We start from the raw sequence: 20,361 nt of genomic DNA, 5'->3' as shown, positions 1-20,361 counted from the left end.
ATGTTTATTATTTGACTGACTTTAAAGTCATGTTTTCCCCGACCTACCCTGCTAAAAATCTATACAGTAAAAGCTTCATGGGATGATAAAAATCATAGTGTAACGTATGTCTGAATTTGAAACATTGACTCTCCAGTGCCAAGATGGCTATCGCTTAAGTGCACGTTTTTATGCAGCTATTTCTGAAACTGACAAACTTCCAGTATTAGTCTGCCCGGCAACTGGCATTACTAAACAGTTTTATCATCAGTTTTGTGTGTGGTTACAAGCGCAAGGCTATGCGGTTATGGTCTTTGATTTCCGGGGGATTGGTGATTCACTACATGGCCCGTTGAAAAATTCAAAAGCCAGTATTGTGCAATGGGGTCAACTGGATATACCGGCCGCAATAGATGCTTTATCAACGCGTACTAATGCAGAAAAAGTGATACTACTTGGACATAGTGCCGGTGGTCAGCTTTTAGGAATCGTACCAAATCATCATAAAGTCGCAAAAGTGGTGGCTGTCTCTGGCTCTACCGGACATGTGAAAGGACTCAAAGGCAAAACCAAGTTACTTGCGCCAGTGATGTTTAATGTCATTTTCCCACTGGCACGCTTCACTAAAGGCTATGGCCCGACTCAAGCGATTGGTATGGGTGAAAACCTGCCGAAAGATGTAGCTCGCGAATGGGCGCAGTTCTGTAGTAAACCGGGTTATGTAATCAACGCGATTGGTAAAAATATTGCACCATCCCATGATTATCATGCTCAAGTCACCTGCCCGATTACCTCAATCTGGTCATCGGATGATGAAATTGCCACCGAAGCCAATGTGAAAGATTTACTACGTTTATATCCAAACGCAAAAACCCAGATAATTGAACTTAGACCTAAAAGTTATGCGTATAAAAACATTGGTCATATGCTGATGTTTAAAAAGTCGCATCAGAATTTATGGCCGGTGATTGAACAGCAATTGGCTGTTTAAATCAGATTTAGATGGTTATTTTCAGGCTGCTGTGTTCTAATACACGCAGTTTGAGATGAGCCTCTTACAGTATATGGGCTTGACCTATATACGACTAGCCCCTAACCATGGGGCTTTTTATTGTCTAAAAACAAATACTTATGATTAATGGGCGAAAAACTGGCGTAATTAAGAAGTTATCCACAAGCAACAACTACTTGTTAGTGCTGATTATATCATCTATTTTACATGAGTTCAGAAAGCATTTGTTCTTCTAAAAATATAAACCTACTTCTACATAATGCATATAGTATGAAAAAGAAGTTTTTCAGGAAAGATTCTGAGCAGAGTTTGGCATAAAGTATAAGATATACCTTAAGGGGGAAATTAAAAGAAATGTTTAAATATTCGAAAAAAGCTCATATTGATAAGCTCCTTAATAAAGGGATTATTAGGATAGGAACGCTACATGAGTATAGGGATAGCAAATATGAAGAAGGGATTCAAGATAACAAGGAAGGTCTTAAAAATGTAAATGTGAGTGTAAAGAGGTTAGATTTAGCATCCAGAGACCCTGCGACTCACAGAATTTTGAATAATTATCTTGGAGGGAGACTCTTCGGAGAGGGGGTTCTAATTATGGAGGGTGATTCCCCCATGTTTACTAAAGAGGTTTCAAGCAATAACCACTTAGTATTTTGTGCCTCATTTGAGCATACGCCTCTTGTTTTAGAGAAATTTAAATATGATGCTGGGGTGGTTATCACGCATCCAGATAAATTTATAAAATTAATCAGTACCAAGTTAAAACAAACACACAATGCAAAATTGGTTTATTTTGACAAAATAAAATATATGACAAAAGAAGAAGAATGGAATCATATTAATTATGGCCAAAATCCAATGTTATTCAAAGACGAAAGTTTTTCCTATCAAAATGAAATTAGAGCAATATGGAACGTTCCTGACCATACAAAACTAACACCCCAAATATTGAGAATTCCAGAGTTAAGAGAGTATTGTGAATTGATAGATCTAGATTAGGCGATATAGGGTATTCAAATATCTTCCTAAATTTGCATTAATCACCATTGAATGAGCTATGCAATTATATCTGAGAATCTTTACACATCCGCAATAATGATGATTTATTTAAATAAAAAAGCCCTCACTTAAAGAGCCTTCACACATATCCCCACATTCACATTCGTCGTAATCGAATGAGCTGTGCAACCCGATAAGAGGAGGCACAGCAATAAAGCAAATAACTTCATTTTAAGAATAAGGCCTTTTCAGCAGCCCGGCGATTGACCAGACCTTGCATGCGCTTGCCACCGGCATTCACCCATACATCAAACTGATTGGCTGCAGCTTTATAATTTCCTTCATTCAATCGTTTGACCAAAGTGGAATTTTTGAATGCAGTTGATCCAATGTTGTAGGCCAGTGAAACTAAAGCATCGAACTGATTCTGATTGAGTGGAACTTTGACCGTATTATTTACAGTCTGCTCAAATGATTTCAGATCGTTCTGCATATAAGCTTTGGCTTGATCCAGTGTGCAGGTATCCCCTTTTTTGACACGAATACCATTTGGGTATTTTGTGGTGCCGAAACCAATAGTCCATACACCTACGCCATCATCATAGGCTTTCAGTCGCAGACCTTCAAAATTGCAGATCAAATCGACTCCACTTGGACTCACATGCATTTCATCTGTGGCGATACCTAATACATCGTTCAGATCGTCATAGGCAGTTGCAATCAGATTATCTGCAGCATCAACCTGCTTCTGGGTGAGTTTGCCGCCACTAATCTTTCGCAAGAAATCAAAAATGTGTTTCATTATGGACCACCCTTAACTTTAGGCTGCGCAATCTTACGGCCAACGTATGCTAGTGCCGGTAAAACTACAGAAAGCAAAATAGCATGGTATTCAGCAGGGATAAGCTGCGTATTGATGCCTTCCTGAATTAAAACAGGCAGCACACCCAATAAAAAAGCTCCGATAATTGGGAGCTTTACAGATAAATATTTCCAGACATTTTCGGGGATGAATTTCATTTTTCCTCTCTCATATTTCGTTCATAAAGTTTGTTGCGGATTTCTTCAACTGTTCTTAAAAGTTGGTCGGATTGTTTTTCAAGAACTTGGATGGATTGGCTGTTGGTCATGGCTTGAGTGTTTACCGTGTCTGTTTTGCTCGTCTGCGTATTCCAGGCAACAACAAACAAGCCAGCTAAGAAAATGCCACCAAAGCGTACAAGGCTTGTGGTGTTATCAATCTTTGTTTTGCTTTCATGTAGCACCCTGATCTGCATATCCATCTCTTTAAACTTCGGATCGATCTCATTTCGAACCTGCTTAATCTCGCTTTTAAAGTTTGACTTGGCTCGATCCAGATCATCTTGCAGATTGTCCCGAGTCTGATTTAAGTCATTACGGGTCTGCTGATGCTCTTTATTGAGTTGCTCTAACTGCATATTCATACGGTCGAGCTTTTGGGGCATTTCAGCTAACTTATCCATACTTTTAGATATGTCATTAATCTTGTCTGAGATGGCAAGAAGCTGCCCTGCTGTTGCTACTGGTGGGTCAGATGAATAGTCATTTGACATTGCGCCCCCTAAATTTTGGTAATAAAAAAGCACCCGGAGGTGCTATAAATTAATTGCTTCAACCTGCTCTTTGGTTTCGGCTTCATGGATTAACTGCCTTGCGATACGCCCACGTTCATGAGCGTTTGCAATATGCGCTTGCAATGCGGCATAGAGTTGCTGCAACTGTGATGCGCTTAACTCAACTGTAGTGTTGTCAGCTAAAGTCCAGACTTGATCTATCCCGGCAGCAGCCGCGCCCATAATTCGACCTTGAGAAACCTGATCTGAGTCGTAAATATTACCCTCAAATTCAAAACCGCTAAACTCAAGACTGTCTCGCCCAGATTTAATCTCGGCCCATTTCTGGGCTTTGATTTCGTCGATGGTGCGGGGGTCGATCCACTCCCCTACTTCATAGTTAAATTGATAAAAATCTGATGGTTTGGGTGGCAGGTCCATCCATTCACTATCTTTGTACTGCATGTTTGCAGATGGAGGGTCGTCAACCGCCACACAATCTTCAGGTGTGTTTAATTTAATAGTTTCAGCATCCCCGTGTATGCTAAATAAGGGTTTGCCATACCGTGTAATAATAGTGGTCATTTCTTTAGCTCTAAAAGCGCAAGTGAGGCGGACTGAATATATGATGTTCTAGAGACTGGAGGGGTCAGCACATTGGCAACCGCACCTACCTTTTCAATAGCAAATCCAATCCGCAATGTATACGTTGTTAGCCCTGTCCCAGCACTATCTATGTAGGGAGGCATAACATACGACCCGTCAAACGTCTTAGTTGATAATGCAATTGCCGCTTCTGTAAACTTATACCTAGCAACAACCTCCCCATTTCTAAGCAATACAAGCGACAAATAAATAAAATCACCATCATTATTGTTCGCTGGATAAGCCCCGACACGTATGTCCGAGACAACAACCCCTGCGTCAACCCTGACCTTCCCGCCAGACCGAGTTACACTAATTGATGCAAGATCACCTATAGCGGCAGCAACTGCATCTATATTTGCCTCTTGACTTGAGCTTGCTGTTGAGTTTGTTGGGCTTGCCGTGCGCCTTGGCATTAAAATACCAACCGGCACCGTAACAGCATTGTCTTTAATCTTAAGCGTATCAACCTGAAGATCACCAATCTTCGCAGTCGTCACCGCCAAATCATCAATCTTTGCAGTCTTAACTGCCAAATCTTCAATATGCGAAGTTTTGACAGACTGATAGTCCATCATTGCTGATTTTAAGTAAGCGGACACAGGAAACACTGTGCCCGTCACCGGATCAGTGAATGGCGTATTGCGGAATATAAATGGGTAATAGCCTGTGCTATTGCCAGAACCAATCGCAAATGAATCAAAGTTCAAAATGAAATTAGATTCTTTGCCATCGTTAGCACCGCCCCAACCTGCGACCTTTCCATTTACGTCGAGTTTGATGTACTTCTGGGCATAAAGACCATTTACTGACTGGCTGACCTCCTGAATTGATGCGGTGTTTTGGCCAACTGTTGATTGAAGCGTGGTGGTTGCTTTCACGTTTGCAGAAACAGCATCAGCATTCGCTTTGATTTGTTGCTTGTATAAAGCATCATTTCCGCTAATCGTTGCAAGAACTTGATCGGTTCTTTGTGCCTGAGCCATATCACCTTCAATCAATGCTGATTGAATAGACCAGACACCCGCAAAGCCTTCGGTTGAGCCAATCAGGTCTTCAGTTGAGCCAATTAACTTCGGATTAACCTGTGCATATACGCCATCAATCTTTGTGGTGTTGGCGCTGATTTTCCCTTCATGCTCAGCAACCTTGGCATTGGTTTGCGATAGAGCACCTGTGGTTGCCTTATCACCTAACTCCAATGTAATCGCATCAAGTCGTGTTGCATTGGCACCCGATTGAGTTGCAGCAACATTCGCAGTAGATAAGGCAGTTGCAGCGGTTTGATTTGCTGTGTCTGCTGTATCGGCTGCCTGATTTGCAATTGCACTGGCCTGACTGGCTAGACTTGCTGCTGATCCAGCCTGAGTCGTTGCGGTTTCAGCCTTGGTTAATGCGGTAGCTGCATTGGTTTTTGCAGTATTTGCATTGCCCTCTGCTGTAGTTACACGGCTATCCAGCGCCTGAACCGCTTGTGTATTTGCAGATGTCGCGGTTACCGCTGTGTTTACCTGTTGCTGAACATTTGCAAGTGCCTGATCATTGCTGCTCTTGTAGTTATTCAAAGCGTTCAGGTTAGCAGTATCACCAGTCTGGCGATCCTCAATCTCTTGCGTTAAACCATCATCCAGATCCTGCACTGCCGAGATGCGTTGACGGGTTTCCTGATTTAATGCAGTATTTAGCTGATCTGCCTGAGTTTGTACCGCAGTAATATTATCGATTAAATTGCCAATATCACCATCAAGGCCTGCAATCGTGTCGATCTTATCAATCTTGGTTTGCAAGTCTTGATGAAGTTGAGTCTCAGTAATTTTCCTCGATAAAATATCGAGTACAGCTGACGCATCCGCAGATGTTGTAGCACTAACACGTGCAGACCATGGACCAATGTTTCCGATCCGGTCAATCAAACGACCACGGAACCAGCGGGTTAAATTCGGCTGCATGCCTTGAATTTCATGCACAGTTGTTGGATAAGCAAATAAGCCAAGCGTTGCTGCATTAGCACCATTTGCTGTGCTTGAAATTTCAATTTCCGTATAAGCAGTATCAAGCGCACCAACCGCAGGAAAATTCCAATCTAAGCGATAACCAAACAAGATGCCTGTCGCTGCAATGTTGGCTAAAGCAGGCGGCAAGCCTTGTTTTCCAGTCAGTGCAGTCAGTATGGAATACGTTGGCAAGGAAGCAATATCAAAGGCTGAAATTGCTGTCACACGCGCTTCGTAATTACCCGCATAAATGCCCTGCACTTCAATAGAATTGCTACCCGTAATCGGCAACTTAATCCAGGTGCCATCATCCTTGCGCCATTCCACCTGATACTTGGTTGCGCCTTGAGCTTGAGGCCATGAGATAGCCATAGTTTCAATGGATAAGCCTTGCTGCACCATAGTTTCAGAAGTGATTGATACAGACTCTACGGGTGCCTGAATTGTTGGATTAATGATGGAAATTGGACGCTCATCAATAAAAGCACCGAAATCGATTGCATTATATTTGGCTGATTCATATTGCAAGCCAGTGATTGAAAACTGATGCTTGTCGTCTTGAGTAATACTCATGACGCGAAACTTCATGGTTTTCAAATCTTGCGCATCAACGACCCAGACATTTTCCGCTGCAACAGAGTCAAACGCCACTGTAACTGTGATATTGCGACCACTTACGGACGATACGATTCGAGCTTGTGCTTTTCCGTTTTCACCGTTTACAACCAGTCGATCACCCGCACGGCACACCACATCGTCACGATCTAAAGTGATAATTTTACGGTCGGCACTCACAGCAGAAATACGACCACCATTGGCACGGCCTGCAAAAAGCTCGTCTGCGATTTCAATCACTTTACCTGGTTGTGGGATATAACCATCAAGACCGACTTTAAAAGATACAGTGCGAGTTTCCAGTTGCTCAGACTTTAACGCCCAAAGACCTGCACGTTGCGCTTGCCCCTCACTCGTACAACCCCATGCATCAATCTCAACGATACGCACACCAAGCGGACTGGCGATTGCTTTCTCATCACGCACATAAACATATTCGGTCTTGTAGTGATTTGCAGGATTATCCCAAGCTACTTTCGCTACAGTGTGACGGTCTTTTGCTCTACTACCAACATACTCAAAATTCCCATCAATGACATTGGCGCGGGTATAAGTGAAGTATGTATCTTGCGGAATATCAGCATCACAGACAATTGAATTGCCATCCCAATAAGAGATTGCACGGAATACACCTGCCAACTTGCTCAAAATGGTATAAGCATCTTCTGTGGATTGTAGATAGACGTTGCAGGTAAAACGTGGCTCTTTTCCGCCTTTGCCATCATCCACCATCTGGTCGCAATACTGTGCAAGGCGATATAAAGACCATTTATCCAACATTGTAGACGTTAATCGATCACCCAGAGCATAGCGTTTTGCGGTGCAGATATCGTAATAGATCCAGGCTGGATTATTGGTATAGGCGCGCTTAAAAGTGCCGTCCCACATCCCGGCATAAGTGCGTGCAACCGGATCATAATTTGATGGAACCTGAAGCTTGATACCTTTTAAATCAACCGCGACTTTTGCCACATTAGAAAAGGTTTCGGCATCATATTGAAGGCCAAGCAAAGCGGTATTCGGATAACTGAGTTTTAGATCGATTACCTCAGTCAATGCATCCACATACATCTTGTCACTGATGTATTCAGATGTTGAGTTAGGTGTGATTCGACGCACACGAACTGTCCAGCCTGTATCTGCCTTTGGTAAATCAATTCGATGTGAACGCTCATAATTTGCCGAAGTTTTATCAGCGATTTGAGTATTTAGAACTTCAGTCCATGTGCCACCATCAGTTTGTAGATCAATCGCATACTGAATGACGATGCCTTTTACATCGCCATTATCAGCATTCTGCTGACGCAATGGCCCCCACTTAAAGCGCAAACGGATTGCATCCAGATCAGTATTGGTAAGTGAGCGAACCCAAGGCGTATCAGACTTTAATTCAACATTGATTGCAGTTTCAGATGAGATATCCGGAAAGCCTTCGATGTGAGCCTGATCATTGGTACCGTGGCGAAAGTCAGCCTGAACATCCTCAAAGTTCCAACCACCAGCCGGATTCTGTAGCGGTGTTTCTTCCAGATAAACTGACTGCAAGCCGTTGGCTAAACCTTCCACTTCTCCCTCAGACAAGCCATATAGAATTTTTATATAGGTTTTCGACTGAGCTGAGTCAGGTGCAATGACCGCTTTTCTTGCCTTACCCTCACCTGCTTTTGCGCCTTTAATTACTGCATTCATACTTATCCTCAGACAATAAAAAAGGCGCTGTATGCGCCTGTATATTCCTGTTATTTACATCAAGTCTTCGGGATACTGTCCGGCACTTGCGATAAATCCACCAACTTCGCGCTGACCATAAAGCACTGGCACTGGATTGCCTTGTGCAATGGTTGTAACCGCACCACCAAAGCCTTTATTGGCCTTGTTTCCGTCTTGGTTTTGGTCTTGGTTTTCAATCTTAGGCATTAGCATCATTGCAATACCACCGACCATCATGCCGGCACCAGCACCAATTAAGCCAACTGCAGCTGCACCCGCCACACCTGTCCAGCCAAGTGTTGCACCAACAACAATACCCGCTACAACCAATACAGCACCAACAATGGTTTGAACCACACCACCCGCACCTTTTACTTTCGGAACAACCTTAATCACTTTAGCACTGGTGCTCATGTCGAGTTCGGTTTCAGAGATATTTTGCTTATCCTGAAAAACCGCAAACTCTAAACCTTGTTCATGCGCATGCAGCATGAAGTACTCAAAGCCCGGCACCTGAACTGATAAAGCTCTCATCGCTTCACGGGTATTTTCCACATCGAGCCGAAATTCTTTACCGAAACGCTTGGCTAGAATGCCGTACAACTTAATTGTTTTGAGCATATCGAACCACCTTTGCTACTCGTTCTTGCCACTGTGGACCAAAGATTTCACGCACAGATTTACGGCCATACGGGTGATGTAGAATCAAAGCCGAACCAATGCAAGGCTCTGTTTTTTCGGATTTCAGCATGCCATTATCACCCAACCAGATCAGCGCATGATTCACATGCTCAGTGCGTCCGACTCGACACAACAAGACATCACCATACTGCGGCTGATCTACCTCAATAAAGCCCTCCTTTTGGAAATTATCCAGATAGAGAGATGGGCTGTCCTTAGACTCCCACCACAAGTCTTGACGCTCATAGTCTGGAATATAAATATCCAACTCGCGTTTGTAGAAATCACGAACAATGGCAAAGCAGTCTTGAATGCCGTGAATGTAGTTGCGGCCGACTAAAGGCGCTTTGTAGCCGCATGGATCATAGACCTGAAATTCAATATCAGGATAAGCACAGATGACCCATGGCTTTTCATGCAGCTCAATTTGAATTAAATCAATTTCAGATGCGCGTGCAGAAGCATTGGGGTGTGAATGCACATAGGCTTGAATCTCGCCCAGATCTTCAGCTCTGGCTAAATCCTCGTGATGAATTTCAAACTGATCTTTATTGTCTGAAATATTGCGGCACGGGATGTAATTTTTATCTACAATCACACCGCAGCATTCATCTGGGTAAACTTCAGCAGCATGTGCCTGAATTGCTTTTTTAAGTTTTGTGGTTAGTTTCATACACCACCTAAAATAATGAACTGGCAGGAAAAGCACCAATGCGCAGGACATTGCCTTTGCCGAAATGGCACTCACAACCCCTAGTTCTCTTTGAGCATTTATCCAGAGCGGGGTTATCAGTAGGTTCATCTCTGTCCGTAAACATAGCTGCGCCTGTATAGCCGCATTGTTCACTGCGATATTCCCATGCGCAGTAATTGGAAATCTGCCGAACTGGTATCTTCAAGCCTTCGAAATCAATCGGGTTTGAAAGTTCAAATGTTACAGCATTGGCGTTTTCGGAAGTCTTTTGCTCAATGTACCAAAGCTGCTCCTTAGCTTCATTTGAAGCGGATGCATTGCCCGCACTAAAGTTTTCAGCATCAAGATACTTGGCAAGTGTGGTAATGACTTTAAGCTTTGCGCCTGCAAAATCACTAAACTGCAAGCAAAGAGCAGAAACTGCGTTTTGAATGCCACTAATATTATTCGCCATGCTGAATGTTGGTGCAGATGCTTTACCGTCTGAACGCATCTCAAGACCTGACACTTCAAGCGCCATTGGCTCGAATGTCTGGCCCTGCCAGATGATGTTGCGATACCATGTTTTTGATTCGGCGCTTTCAAACACTTCACCAATTAATTGAGCCTCATCACCAAGCAATGAACTTGAGCCGATATAGCTGTAAATGCGCTCCCAGTCCTCATAAGAAATATGGCCGTGAAAACGTAAAATGCCCGCACCTAAAGTACGAGCATCGAGTTCAAACAGGGTAATTAGGCCATCTACATAGAGTTTTTGAAAATCACTGTTCAGTGCCATTCATCATCTCCGAAACTGCTTGAGCAATGCCAGTCGGCTGAAAATCTGCGGGTGTTTTTGACGTCGACATCTCATACTCAACTGGTGGCAACTCTTGCAGTCGCAAGTCAATCCAACGTGTTTCAGGGATGTCTACAGGCGTTTCAGTGTCAGCTACAATTCGCCCTTTCTTATTGAGCATGTAGTCATACGTCTTAACAGTAATGTCGCCATTTTCAAGTTGCTCATAGACCACTGCGACTAACACATTACCGTTTGCGTCTTTTGGAGTTTCAATATACCAACCCTCTTGCGCGAAACCTGATGAGCCTTTGATTAAATAATCACCCACACCTAACTTTTCAAACTCAATATTCTGCTGTTGCGCTTCATCGTTGAGTTTAATTTTATCAGCGAAAAGTTGAACGATAGGTGAGGCATTTTTCACAAAACCATTACTATCCGAGGTGGTATTCCCTGAGTGCAAGAATTTGTACCACGGCAAAACACTTGATGTGGTGTATTGACCTTTTCTAAAATACAAATCTTTACTTGTGTCATGACCAATTATTTGAAGTACGCGATCTGCGCTCGTACTACCGCCTGACGAAACACTTAATACATAACCCCACGCCAAACCGGCTTCGGGCAAAGGACGAACTGAGGAAGTTATTCCTTTAGACATAACAAATTGATTTTCAGTTAGGGTGTCTAAATCCAACCCTGTACCTTCTCCTTTCGATACATTCATGTTTGAGGTGGCTATAGCACCCAAACCTAAATTACTTCTTGCTGCTGCTGCTGTCGTAGCACCCGTCCCACCCTTATTGACTGGAAGTGCAGCAGGCAACACTCCTTGAGTAGTCGCGCCCAACTGAGCATAAAGCTCATCATCATTCGCCTGTAGTTTTTCCGAACCCGAGCGGAACGTGTCACCACCTGCACCTGTAGGTGCTGTGCCTTGATTGATTGTTTGCTTAGCCATAATTTACGCCCACAAAAAAGCCCTCGATTGAGGGCATAAAATTGATTGAAGTTAAGGTTTAAAGTCTTGGGTGAATGTAGTCGAGATTGACCAGACCATGCCACCCACCTGTCTTGCTTGGTATGAAGTGCTGGTCTTAACTCTCACCTCGCCATCCAAAGGAGAATCCCATAAAAATGAGTCAGCACCCTTGTGGCGATCAAAGAAGGCTTTAATTGCGATAATCTCATCCTTGTAGCCAGTTCTTTGATAGGCCCATTCGCCTTTTCGGTTGTTGATGCCAACCGAGATGCTTTGCTCATACCCATCACCGAATCTGCTAGATAACACATTGAAGTTTTGAGTATCCGAGCTGCCTTCTAGATCGCATGGGAAAGTAAATTTTTCGTTGCTCATAAATTGCGTCCAAGAAAAAACCTCCCGAAGGAGGTTTTGTTTAATCTATTTTTTTAATTTAAATCAGGTGCAATGAAATACTGACCGGAGATCGGGTCTGTGAAACCATCATCCATATCCAGCCCTACTGTTTGATTATTAATCTCCACACTTTTTACCGCATAAAGATATTGACTTGTTGTGGCTTCTATCGGGGTTGCATCAATCTCGGTAATGCTTGCAATAAACTCCTTAGCCACCCCATCTTTGCTTTTAAATGTCACTTTCTTTTGCATGCTTTTTACTTCCCGCTTATTTAATCCCATAAAGCTCCCCACCTTGTCGCCTAGCTTTCAAAAATCTTTGGTCGACTTTTTGATCAACCATAGAATTAACCATCTTACCAATAGTGACCATTAATTCACCATCCTGATTTGTCGAAGTTTCAACTTTCTCAGAAGAGTAATTATTGATAACCACTTTAGGTTGAATGACAGCTTTTCCACCAGAGCTACCCGAATTAATCGCATTCACAGTGCCCATACCAATACGATGGGTATCTCTAGCAGCATTAATACCTGCTATACCACCATTCGCATAACTACCATCTTTAATAGATTTTCTTAGCCCTTCGAAACCTTGTGGACCACCAATGGCCATCATCTCTTCTTTAGTAAGAACACCTTCCCACTTATGAACGATACCTGCCGGTTCATATTTACCGCCATAACCAGTGAACCCTCCTTCAGCAAAGCCTGCAATGGTTTGGGCTGCAATAGCCCCAACGCCTGCCATACCCATGCCAAGCACAATATTTGCTGCTGTAGACTTGCTAATCAGGTCTGTATTCCATGGACTTGCCAATACTTGGTTGTAGGCCAGAAAAGCACTTACAGTTGCAGAAGTCATCGCAAAGGCTTGCTGCATAGCAAACATAGCCTTATAAGCACCTGATTGCTCACCTGCGCCATCCTTAACGAGTTGAGTCATATTTGACCATGTTGAGGATGTTGCTGATAGAAGCACATTTAAAGATGATAAAGCTAAATCCTGCTTATCCCTTTCAAACTGCGACTGTGCAGCAAGTGTTTCAGCCGTAAATTGAGCCTCGGACATGGTGAACCACTCCCGATACTCAATGATTGCATTCATTCGATTTTGAAGTGCTGCTTCTGCACTGTAGTCCACTCCAATAGCACCCAAGAAGTTTTGAGCTGCTCCTTGCTGGGCATAAGCAGTGTCTTGGCCTTCACGCATATAAGAGGCAACCATTAGCTCATGGCGCTCATCGCTTGATAGTTTTCGATTTCGATCAATTTCTCTGCGCTCTAGTTCATAGCGCTTTTTAATCCTGTCTATTTCAGCATATTGGAATTCATTGGCTGCAAAGATTCGCTGCTCCTGGGTGAGCTTAATCAGTTCCAATTCCTGCTTAAACTGCTCATCCAGCGAGCTTTTCTTAAGGGCTTTTTGCTCCTTTGTTAAGTCATGATCTGCCTTGATTTCCTGTTCTCTAATATTCATCGAGAACCGAAGCTTCTGCTCTTCAGTCATCAGGTGTTCAGCCAATTCAAATTCGAACTTCATCTGAATCAGTTTTTCTTCCTGATTGTATCGGTCTTGGGCATCATCTATATATTTAGACATGCCTTTTTCCTGAAGATACTCGATTTCATCATTCAGCTTCATTCGTCGCTGCTGATCGGCAGTAGCATATTCATATTCAATTCGAGCGATTTCTTTAGCTAAACGCTCAGCTTCACGTTTTCGCTTGTCGCCTTCTGATTTGGCCTTCTTGGTTTTTTCCTTTTCACCTGCTGTAAAGTCATCAAGGCCAGTGGTGATGCCTTTTCTAGGGGTGTCTTTTGGAGGTGGAACTTTCAGGTTTTTTACATTGTTAGCTGTTTTTCCAGTAAAAATCTTGTCGATTTTTTCCATTGAGTTGGCAACCGAATCAACAGCATTGGTATAGTTATCCTTAACAATTTGCGCTGCACCAGCAAAATCACCACTAAGGAAGCGCATCATAGCCGCCGCACCAGCCCCAATGGCATCACCAACCAAATAGAAGGCATTGCCTACCACAATAGCGGTAGAGGCCAATACTTTTAGGGTTACAGCCAGAGTATCTCCAACTTGGGCGAAGGTGCTGCCTTGCTCCGAATCCTGAAAGAAGGCATCAGCGATATCAACTAGGGCGGGAACAACAGCAGCAAGCATGGTGTTGCTCATGCCCTTTAATTGAAGCTCTAGCAGCCGCGCTTGGGCTGAAAAATCAATAGCCGTCTCAATACCCTGTTCCGTGATAATAAAGCCAGCGCGCTCAGCAGCATTGCCCCATTCTTCAATTGCAGCACCATTGTCAGCAAATATTGGCAAAAGTTTAGTGAAGTCATTTGCCATATTCTCAGTCAAAAATGACATTTGCTCTTGTGAAACACCTGCCTCTTCAAGCTTATTTACATACATCTGCATGGCATCGCCACCGGATGCCTTTTGCATTTCAAGGGCAAACTTTTTAATTTCTTCGCCTGACATTTTGGAATGCTTTTGTAGCAGTTCGAATGCGTCTGTAGCTTCACCCTTACCAGTTAAAACAAACTCCCCAAGCTTTTCATTAAAATCTTTGATTTGGTCTGATAGTTGCTCTTGTGTTATACCAACCTGTTGAGCAGCTACAGCCATGCGCTGAAATTCTACTACCCCCATATCAGCTACAGTGGCAAGGTTTTGAATCTCTTTTGCATTATTGGAATATGCTAATGCCATTCCAGTTAAAGCGCCAAGCGAACCTACTGCTGCACCTGCAATAGAAGCAATACCAATAGCCGCACCTGAAAGCAATGCACTGCTTGATCCTAGAGTTTTAGTAAGACCGCCAAGCGACCCATCGAAACTAGAGACTCCATCTTTAGCTGATTTAGCTGAATCTCCAGCCTGTTTAAAGGCCACACCAAGGTCTTTTGATTTCTTGGCTGTCTTATCCCCCTGCGTTTCAACATTCTTAAGTGACTTATCAACCGAATCCAGTTCAGTTTTTGCTTTTCTGGAATCAACTGTGATGAGTAATTTGGATTCTTGAGCCATTTTGTTTTCCTGCGGGCAATAAAAAACCCCGCTTTTGCGGGGTTATATTTAAGGGCTTAATCTATGGGCAGTGCTTTTTCCATAAATCATTAAATTCAGATTTGGATGCGTTGTAGTCTTCAAGGTAAACGTTATCACCATCACTTAAAAAACGTTTTGCACCGGCATAGCCACCAAAACTATTTTTAGAGTTAACTTGACCACATTGTGCGCTTACAAACTCATATTTGGCAGACTCTGGATCTTTAAGTATCCCAGATAAAGCTGTTTGAATTTGCGCTTGTTGCATCATCTTCTGAGTTTCTGCGCTCGGCTCGGATGGAGGTGTGTCAGAATTCACACTAACTATTATCATAATCACCGTAAAGATAATAAAGCCAAGCACTATTTTAGTGAATAATGATGTTTTCTTTGGTTGTTTTGCGCCACATTGCGGACAATTTTCAGCTTTATCGCTTATCTGGTTTCCGCATTCCTTACATGGTTTAAGCGCCATGTTATTCCCCGATTTTAAGAATTATCAGGGATAAGATACTAAGTTTCTCTCAAAAAAGAAATGTGAGCACATTAATCCAGCTCTTGAAGGTCATAGGCATTAAAATTTGGACAAAGATCACAGCTAACCTCAACTGCTTTAGCTTGGAGTTGATCCTGAAGTGATGCGGGGTGGCACTTATTTAAAAAACGAGCTGCGCCAGAGAGTTGCTTGCATGGATAAATCCATTGCGTAGGCTTTTTATCACTTTCTTTACTCAAGAGAGTGTCATTCTCGTTAATTATTCTTAACTCAAAAATCATTGATCCATAGTTGGGCGACCCTAGGTCTTCTTTTATCTCGAAACAGTATGCCTTGTGGTCTTTTACCCTGAAGGAATTGCGGTAACACCTCAGCATCTCAGCCAAGTATCTAGACCTATTTAATGGTTTGCCATCCAAGAAGATATGAACCCCTTTCCAGTCAATCGCCAGATCAAGCAAAGCAATCAATAAGCTACAATTTTTTTGATTTATCGAGAAAGTTGAGATGTAGTAAACCGCTTTTCCATCTATCTTTTCCTCAAATTCATCAGCTAGCTTAGCTAGGCTCAGCGCAGCGGGAAAGTTGCGAGATTTCGACTTAGGGAATGCTATCGTAAAGTTTGAGTTGAGCGACCTTACAATCATTTGTGCTTGAATATCTGGTGTTAATTCGTACATAACATTTTTTTTGCGAATTTTTAACACAAGATACTAATTCCAGCATGAAAAAACCATCCCGAAGGATGGTTGTTTTTACTTAATCATCAAGACTATCGCCACAATGACCAAGATAGCTGTTAGCAGATAGCAATTGGTTCGCCACATCAGGATGGTCTTAGTACCTCGCTTTATTAAAGCATCGTACTCCCGCATTTTATCCATTGCGCGGGCCATAGCTGCATCACCTCTTTGCAGGAGAGTAATCATTTCTAATTTTTCCTGCTCCAAGATTCGTCTTTCCTTGGCATGCAGGAGAATCATTTCATGATCTGCCAGAATTCGATATTTAATATCTTCCAGCAACTCATCACGGCTCATGCTTAGAATGTCTTCGCTCAACTCAAAATCTAGATCATTCATGCTGTGCCGCCTTGATCTTTAGCTAACTTTGCCAAACCTTTAGGTGTGATGCGAACTTGTTCAGTAATTTTGGTAGTGCCATCACCTCGCGTCACCTCAGTTATCTTATGTTCCAGATAACCAGCTTGCACTTTGTCTTGATAGCCTAGCCAGTGAGAGTTACCTGCTCGCTTGTAAATCCATTTACCAGATGAAAGCTTGGCAATTAGATCTTTTGGGCGCATTTGCAGAGCTTTAGCTGCATCGGTTAGACATAGACTTCCATCAGCTTTGGCAATTCGATCATATGCCTCTACTGAAGGCTTCATTTCCTGAACTTCTTCCTCTAAACCCACAATCCTTTCAGAGTAACCTAGAAGCAAATCTCTCAAAACGCGCGGATCAGCTAAAGACTTCATTGGGTCAAAGTTTTGGATAAGCTCTTTGGCTTTGAAGTAACCCTTCACTAATTGTTTTTGTACCTTCCAAGCTAAGTCGTCGGTAAATGACTTAACCAACATGAGATAACCTGATTCAGTGATCAATACTCCATTAGAAGCAAACTTAGAAAAAACACCGTCTTGAAGGTTGGAACGAATTTCGTCCTTACCTACTTCAAAGTAATCTTCACCTTCTGTTAAGTGCTTTTTGTTAGTACCAAAATTCCGTTTAGCTGTGCCTTCTGGGCGACCATGAACTTCATCAACCATTGCGAAAGTTACAACACGCTGACCTTGGTACTCAACAATATCCAAAACCTTATCAGCAACAGTCACTCTGTTATTTAATTTTGCATTCATGCCACTGACTCCTGTGCTAATAACTTTGCCGCTTTCGGTGAATGTTGCTCAAAGTAGGTAACTTCTTCACAGCACTCATCTACCCATTTATTCAAATGATCCCAAGTGATTGAGGCTAAGGTGTAGGCTGTTGTGTGCTTTTCAGACTTTTCCATAATCAGAGTGACTAAGGTTTGCAGGTCGCTAAAGCCTTTTTCAGCATTGTTAATAAAATCAACAAAGCGTTCTAATTGGTGTTCACTGATCTGAACTTGATTCGCTTCAGTGATATGGGTTATATTTGACATGTGTTTACATCCTTCTGTGATGGCAACTGAACCTTGCGAAATGTGGTAGTGGAGCAAGGTTTTTTTGTGCCTATTGATTTCATGCTTTCGCACTCTTGTGTTTTTCTACCAATAATTTGACTGCTTCATTCATAAGATAAACGATTGATCTTTTATCCTCTTTAGCAATCAGCTTAAGTTCTTTATGTAGTTCGCTGTCTAGCCGACCTTTTACATAAACAAATTCTTCTTTCATTATTTCCTCCTATTTATGCCACAATTTGTGGCGTTTAATAACTATAGCCACACTTTGTGGTAATGTAAATACCTATCATGAAATATTTACCACAATTTGTGGCATTGAGGTTTTTAGATGAGTAATCAAGCTGATCACACTATAGTTCGATTGCGTGTGCCACCTGAGCTAAAACAAAAAATTGAGAAATCCGCTGAGGAAAATAACCGCTCTCAGAGCGCTGAGATGGTCGCTCGTCTTGAGCAAAGTTTTGAGTCTGCCTTTTTTAGTGACGAGGAAAAGGCCCAATACGGTAAGGGTTTTTTATCTGGGACTGCCACTGCTCTAAGCATGCTATACGGTAATGTACTGAACAAGCTTGAACATCAATACACCAATAACCCAACCCCTGAATTACATTTAGAGGTTGAGAAATATAAGTTTTTAATAGAGAAATTAGAGCTAATTGCTGACAATAAAGACAAAAGTCCAATTCTGGATGAGTTTAAAAAAGCACCCTAAGGTGCTTTTCTTTTACTCATCTTCTTATATGCCTCATCAATAAACCGGTTATCCAGATCAAAGATGACTGCATTGAAAATATAACGCTCTACGGGTAACTCATACTGCTCACAATAGGCATTTAAGTCAGCAATGCTTAATGCCAACGGTGCGCCTTGCTCGTATCGACGTGAGCGTGAGATGACGTTGTAGGCTTCAATTAAAGCATTGGCTGTATATGAGTATACAGGCGGATCAGGTAATTCATGCCCCTGCTTTTCACGCAACTTTATTTGGTAGTCACTGAGTCCAGCAAACTGGTTGAGGTATCGGTAGAGTTCTGCAACTTTCCCAAAATTAACTGCCGGTTAACCTCAAACTCTTTAGAGATTTCCATGGCCTTTTTTGAGACAAAAATCATTAACTCAACACCCTGAGTGCCGCCATTTAGGAAAATTTCACCGGCAATTTCAGGAGAAAATGCAACATCCTGCTTCAACTCCTGTTCTCCATTTTCACCGATATGAAGAATATCAAAGCCTTGCCAGTCTTCAATTAAAAATGCTTCTGCTTTGTATTGGAAGAAGTGAAATGGTTTTTTGTTTTCATCGTCAGGCTGTGCGCGATATAGAACCCCAGCCTCTTCATTCTTTGCGAGATAAAGTTCATTATTAGCGCTTTTAATCTTAATGCGCTGCTGCTTATCACCGTCTTTCTTGTAGTCAAACCATTTAGCTGTGTTTGTGCTTGTGCCGATACCAAATGCCATATTTATACCTATACCTTTACTTGATGTTTGGGGTTATAATTCATCTATGGTTTGCTTCCTTCTGCCATAAGGTCGTGAACACAAAAAAGCCCATGATTACGAGTCACGGGCTTTTTGCTTTTCTAAATCTATTTACGCAACTGAACGTGTGATGGTTGGTGCCACTTTGACCTGCTTAAACTCTAGAGCCAGCGTGTGGTCGTCGGTCGCATTGGTGTCCGACATGCCATCATTATCGAGTTCCAATTTAGAGAAATGGAACCCGTAAGCATTGCCTTGAGTATCTTCAATGCCAATTTCCGCAGTCATGGTTTCACGCGATTCAACATATGGAATCCAGGCTTTGGACTGTTCTGTTAAAACTACTGTCGCACTAAGACCAATATTCACTTTGCCTTCAGTGTAGCGGTTTGGAATGATGCTCTGATTACCTAAACATGGGCGAGCTGTCAGGTTGTTATTAATCGTAATACTGAAGGATTCAGCACACGCAGTGCCCACCGTACTCACACCATTGATCTTGAATGTATTCACATTGATAGATGACATGAATGGTGTATCAGGTGCAGCAAGTGGAGCAGTTACAGGGCTTACTGCTGGATTTGCATAGCCTGTAGCGCTAATTGTTGCAGAGCCTGTGATTTTGCCTTCGGTGTCGCCTTGAATGGTTAATTCACCGATACGAGCACCTGAGAACACCTGAGTAAAGTTTAGTTTTTTATCATGCTTTACAATGGTAAAGGTATCTAATTCCATGCCACCAATTTCAAGAGTGGCTACACCAGTTAAAGCATCATCAACAAACACATTACCAGCCACACCTTCAAGCAGAATATCTTGGCTTAAAGCCGATAGTTCATACTCAATGGTGCCAGTCGCTTCACCCGAAGTGGCCATTGAGCCTTGATCAAAGCGAGAATCTACAATTTCATCAGATTCGGTAAGTGAAACAGTTTTCTTTAGTGAGTCAGAGTTTCGACGCAACGTATGCCAGACAGGCACTGCAGGCAGAACATTAGGTGACTCTTCTTTTGCAATGTAGATAACTACATCAGTGCCTTTGGATGACATAATGTGCTCCTTAATTTTAGGCAATAAA

At 42.5% G+C, this 20,361-nt stretch carries 24 protein-coding genes; 3 read left to right on the top strand and 21 right to left on the bottom strand.

Annotation, left to right across the window (positions count from 1 at the left end):
* Window positions 1-106 precede the first annotated feature (106 nt).
* Together PYW33_RS06505 and PYW33_RS06500 are read left to right on the top strand one after the other, a co-directional pair.
* Entirely contained in the window at window positions 107-970 is an 864-nt protein-coding gene (locus PYW33_RS06505) for an alpha/beta hydrolase family protein (protein WP_004645286.1), read from the top strand.
* Between the two features lie 375 nt (window positions 971-1,345).
* Window positions 1,346-1,993 carry a hypothetical protein gene (locus tag PYW33_RS06500; RefSeq protein ID WP_004645287.1) on the top strand — a complete coding sequence of 216 codons (648 nt, stop codon included), beginning with the start codon at window positions 1,346-1,348 and terminating at the stop codon, window positions 1,991-1,993.
* Window positions 1,994-2,219: 226 nt separating this feature from the next.
* On the opposite strand, the gene PYW33_RS06495 is transcribed toward PYW33_RS06500, so the two are convergent.
* The 18 genes from PYW33_RS06495 to PYW33_RS06410 all read right to left on the bottom strand — a co-directional run bounded on the left by PYW33_RS06495 (window position 2,220) and on the right by PYW33_RS06410 (window position 18,013).
* Window positions 2,220-2,795, bottom strand: coding sequence for a lysozyme (locus tag PYW33_RS06495; protein ID WP_004645288.1), 576 nt, complete (start codon window positions 2,793-2,795; stop codon window positions 2,220-2,222).
* Window positions 2,795-3,013, bottom strand: coding sequence for a DUF7940 domain-containing protein (locus PYW33_RS06490; RefSeq protein ID WP_004645289.1), 219 nt, complete (start codon window positions 3,011-3,013; stop codon window positions 2,795-2,797). Before PYW33_RS06490 ends, PYW33_RS06495 begins: the two co-directional genes overlap by 1 nt.
* A complete protein-coding gene (locus PYW33_RS06485) occupies window positions 3,010-3,567 on the bottom strand; it encodes a coiled-coil domain-containing protein (protein ID WP_004645290.1) in 558 nt (185 codons plus the stop codon). Before PYW33_RS06485 ends, PYW33_RS06490 begins: the two co-directional genes overlap by 4 nt.
* Window positions 3,568-3,609: 42 nt before the next feature.
* Entirely contained in the window at window positions 3,610-4,152 is a 543-nt protein-coding gene (locus PYW33_RS06480) for a DUF4376 domain-containing protein (RefSeq protein WP_004645291.1), read from the bottom strand.
* Window positions 4,149-8,510: a TipJ family phage tail tip protein gene (locus tag PYW33_RS06475; protein ID WP_004645293.1), complete on the bottom strand. Its 4,362-nt coding sequence runs from the start codon at window positions 8,508-8,510 to the stop codon at window positions 4,149-4,151. Before PYW33_RS06475 ends, PYW33_RS06480 begins: the two co-directional genes overlap by 4 nt.
* Window positions 8,511-8,564: 54 nt before the next feature.
* Window positions 8,565-9,152 (bottom strand): tail assembly protein, encoded by a 588-nt coding sequence (locus tag PYW33_RS06470; protein ID WP_004645294.1) that lies wholly within the window; start codon window positions 9,150-9,152, stop codon window positions 8,565-8,567.
* Entirely contained in the window at window positions 9,136-9,885 is a 750-nt protein-coding gene (locus PYW33_RS06465) for a C40 family peptidase (protein WP_004645295.1), read from the bottom strand. Before PYW33_RS06465 ends, PYW33_RS06470 begins: the two co-directional genes overlap by 17 nt.
* Window positions 9,886-9,892: 7 nt before the next feature.
* The gene (locus PYW33_RS06460; RefSeq protein WP_004645296.1) at window positions 9,893-10,687 is read right to left on the bottom strand and encodes a phage minor tail protein L; all 795 of its coding nucleotides are present in this window, start codon (window positions 10,685-10,687) and stop codon (window positions 9,893-9,895) included.
* The gene (locus PYW33_RS06455; RefSeq protein ID WP_004645298.1) at window positions 10,671-11,651 is read right to left on the bottom strand and encodes a phage tail fiber protein; all 981 of its coding nucleotides are present in this window, start codon (window positions 11,649-11,651) and stop codon (window positions 10,671-10,673) included. Before PYW33_RS06455 ends, PYW33_RS06460 begins: the two co-directional genes overlap by 17 nt.
* Before the next feature lie 51 nt (window positions 11,652-11,702).
* Window positions 11,703-12,047 (bottom strand): phage tail protein, encoded by a 345-nt coding sequence (locus PYW33_RS06450; RefSeq protein WP_004645299.1) that lies wholly within the window; start codon window positions 12,045-12,047, stop codon window positions 11,703-11,705.
* 53 nt (window positions 12,048-12,100) lie between these two features.
* Window positions 12,101-12,352 carry a hypothetical protein gene (locus tag PYW33_RS06445; RefSeq protein ID WP_004645300.1) on the bottom strand — a complete coding sequence of 84 codons (252 nt, stop codon included), beginning with the start codon at window positions 12,350-12,352 and terminating at the stop codon, window positions 12,101-12,103.
* Complete coding sequence (locus PYW33_RS06440) at window positions 12,339-15,113, bottom strand: phage tail tape measure family protein (protein ID WP_016806988.1); 2,775 nt, start codon at window positions 15,111-15,113, stop codon at window positions 12,339-12,341. The genes PYW33_RS06445 and PYW33_RS06440 overlap by 14 nt, the downstream gene beginning before the upstream one ends.
* A 61-nt stretch (window positions 15,114-15,174) precedes the next feature.
* Window positions 15,175-15,609 carry a zinc ribbon domain-containing protein gene (locus PYW33_RS06435; RefSeq protein ID WP_004645303.1) on the bottom strand — a complete coding sequence of 145 codons (435 nt, stop codon included), beginning with the start codon at window positions 15,607-15,609 and terminating at the stop codon, window positions 15,175-15,177.
* 71 nt (window positions 15,610-15,680) lie between these two features.
* Window positions 15,681-16,337: a hypothetical protein gene (locus tag PYW33_RS06430; protein WP_016806987.1), complete on the bottom strand. Its 657-nt coding sequence runs from the start codon at window positions 16,335-16,337 to the stop codon at window positions 15,681-15,683.
* Between the two features lie 48 nt (window positions 16,338-16,385).
* Window positions 16,386-16,712 carry a hypothetical protein gene (locus tag PYW33_RS06425; protein WP_004645305.1) on the bottom strand — a complete coding sequence of 109 codons (327 nt, stop codon included), beginning with the start codon at window positions 16,710-16,712 and terminating at the stop codon, window positions 16,386-16,388.
* Window positions 16,709-17,491 (bottom strand): phage antirepressor KilAC domain-containing protein, encoded by a 783-nt coding sequence (locus PYW33_RS06420; protein WP_004645306.1) that lies wholly within the window; start codon window positions 17,489-17,491, stop codon window positions 16,709-16,711. The genes PYW33_RS06425 and PYW33_RS06420 overlap by 4 nt, the downstream gene beginning before the upstream one ends.
* Window positions 17,488-17,778 carry a hypothetical protein gene (locus PYW33_RS06415; protein ID WP_004645308.1) on the bottom strand — a complete coding sequence of 97 codons (291 nt, stop codon included), beginning with the start codon at window positions 17,776-17,778 and terminating at the stop codon, window positions 17,488-17,490. Before PYW33_RS06415 ends, PYW33_RS06420 begins: the two co-directional genes overlap by 4 nt.
* A gap of 79 nt (window positions 17,779-17,857) precedes the next feature.
* Window positions 17,858-18,013, bottom strand: coding sequence for a hypothetical protein (locus PYW33_RS06410; RefSeq protein ID WP_004645309.1), 156 nt, complete (start codon window positions 18,011-18,013; stop codon window positions 17,858-17,860).
* A 117-nt stretch (window positions 18,014-18,130) separates the two neighbouring features.
* On the opposite strand from PYW33_RS06410, the gene PYW33_RS16880 reads away from it, so the two are divergent.
* Window positions 18,131-18,514 carry an Arc family DNA-binding protein gene (locus tag PYW33_RS16880; RefSeq protein ID WP_004645310.1) on the top strand — a complete coding sequence of 128 codons (384 nt, stop codon included), beginning with the start codon at window positions 18,131-18,133 and terminating at the stop codon, window positions 18,512-18,514.
* Here PYW33_RS16880 and PYW33_RS06400 read toward each other — a convergent pair.
* From PYW33_RS06400 to PYW33_RS06390, 3 genes are all read right to left on the bottom strand, one after another.
* Window positions 18,511-18,780: a hypothetical protein gene (locus PYW33_RS06400; protein ID WP_004645311.1), complete on the bottom strand. Its 270-nt coding sequence runs from the start codon at window positions 18,778-18,780 to the stop codon at window positions 18,511-18,513. The two genes, PYW33_RS16880 and PYW33_RS06400, sit on opposite strands and share 4 nt — an antisense overlap.
* Before the next feature lie 2 nt (window positions 18,781-18,782).
* On the bottom strand, window positions 18,783-19,262 hold the full coding sequence (locus tag PYW33_RS06395; RefSeq protein WP_004645312.1) for a hypothetical protein: 480 nt from the start codon (window positions 19,260-19,262) through the stop codon (window positions 18,783-18,785).
* A 132-nt stretch (window positions 19,263-19,394) separates the two neighbouring features.
* Window positions 19,395-20,333, bottom strand: a complete 939-nt coding sequence (locus PYW33_RS06390; RefSeq protein WP_004645313.1) for a phage tail tube protein — start codon at window positions 20,331-20,333, stop codon at window positions 19,395-19,397.
* Window positions 20,334-20,361: the final 28 nt, after the last annotated feature.

This window comes from Acinetobacter lwoffii (assembly GCF_029024105.1).
In the GTDB taxonomy this organism is placed as follows: Bacteria; Pseudomonadota; Gammaproteobacteria; order Pseudomonadales; family Moraxellaceae; genus Acinetobacter; species Acinetobacter lwoffii.
This window is presented reverse-complemented; position numbering and strand designations above follow the sequence as displayed.

Bases quoted from the DNA above. Each gene is read 5' to 3' on its own strand.
- PYW33_RS06390 (WP_004645313.1), bottom strand. From the start codon at position 20,333: ATGTCATCCAAAGGCACTGATGTAGTTATCTACATTGCAAAAGAAGAG.
- PYW33_RS06490 (WP_004645289.1), bottom strand. From the start codon at position 3,013: ATGAAATTCATCCCCGAAAATGTCTGGAAATATTTATCTGTAAAGCTC.
- PYW33_RS06480 (WP_004645291.1), bottom strand. From the start codon at position 4,152: ATGACCACTATTATTACACGGTATGGCAAACCCTTATTTAGCATACAC.
- PYW33_RS06440 (WP_016806988.1), bottom strand. From the start codon at position 15,113: ATGGCTCAAGAATCCAAATTACTCATCACAGTTGATTCCAGAAAAGCA.
- PYW33_RS16880 (WP_004645310.1), top strand. From the start codon at position 18,131: ATGAGTAATCAAGCTGATCACACTATAGTTCGATTGCGTGTGCCACCT.
- PYW33_RS06495 (WP_004645288.1), bottom strand. From the start codon at position 2,795: ATGAAACACATTTTTGATTTCTTGCGAAAGATTAGTGGCGGCAAACTC.
- PYW33_RS06505 (WP_004645286.1), top strand. From the start codon at position 107: ATGTCTGAATTTGAAACATTGACTCTCCAGTGCCAAGATGGCTATCGC.
- PYW33_RS06500 (WP_004645287.1), top strand. From the start codon at position 1,346: ATGTTTAAATATTCGAAAAAAGCTCATATTGATAAGCTCCTTAATAAA.
- PYW33_RS06410 (WP_004645309.1), bottom strand. From the start codon at position 18,013: ATGAAAGAAGAATTTGTTTATGTAAAAGGTCGGCTAGACAGCGAACTA.
- PYW33_RS06415 (WP_004645308.1), bottom strand. From the start codon at position 17,778: ATGTCAAATATAACCCATATCACTGAAGCGAATCAAGTTCAGATCAGT.
- PYW33_RS06395 (WP_004645312.1), bottom strand. From the start codon at position 19,262: ATGGCATTTGGTATCGGCACAAGCACAAACACAGCTAAATGGTTTGAC.
- PYW33_RS06435 (WP_004645303.1), bottom strand. From the start codon at position 15,609: ATGGCGCTTAAACCATGTAAGGAATGCGGAAACCAGATAAGCGATAAA.
- PYW33_RS06445 (WP_004645300.1), bottom strand. From the start codon at position 12,352: ATGGGATTAAATAAGCGGGAAGTAAAAAGCATGCAAAAGAAAGTGACA.
- PYW33_RS06485 (WP_004645290.1), bottom strand. From the start codon at position 3,567: ATGTCAAATGACTATTCATCTGACCCACCAGTAGCAACAGCAGGGCAG.
- PYW33_RS06450 (WP_004645299.1), bottom strand. From the start codon at position 12,047: ATGAGCAACGAAAAATTTACTTTCCCATGCGATCTAGAAGGCAGCTCG.
- PYW33_RS06425 (WP_004645305.1), bottom strand. From the start codon at position 16,712: ATGAATGATCTAGATTTTGAGTTGAGCGAAGACATTCTAAGCATGAGC.
- PYW33_RS06470 (WP_004645294.1), bottom strand. From the start codon at position 9,152: ATGCTCAAAACAATTAAGTTGTACGGCATTCTAGCCAAGCGTTTCGGT.
- PYW33_RS06420 (WP_004645306.1), bottom strand. From the start codon at position 17,491: ATGAATGCAAAATTAAATAACAGAGTGACTGTTGCTGATAAGGTTTTG.
- PYW33_RS06475 (WP_004645293.1), bottom strand. From the start codon at position 8,510: ATGAATGCAGTAATTAAAGGCGCAAAAGCAGGTGAGGGTAAGGCAAGA.
- PYW33_RS06455 (WP_004645298.1), bottom strand. From the start codon at position 11,651: ATGGCTAAGCAAACAATCAATCAAGGCACAGCACCTACAGGTGCAGGT.
- PYW33_RS06465 (WP_004645295.1), bottom strand. From the start codon at position 9,885: ATGAAACTAACCACAAAACTTAAAAAAGCAATTCAGGCACATGCTGCT.
- PYW33_RS06460 (WP_004645296.1), bottom strand. From the start codon at position 10,687: ATGGCACTGAACAGTGATTTTCAAAAACTCTATGTAGATGGCCTAATT.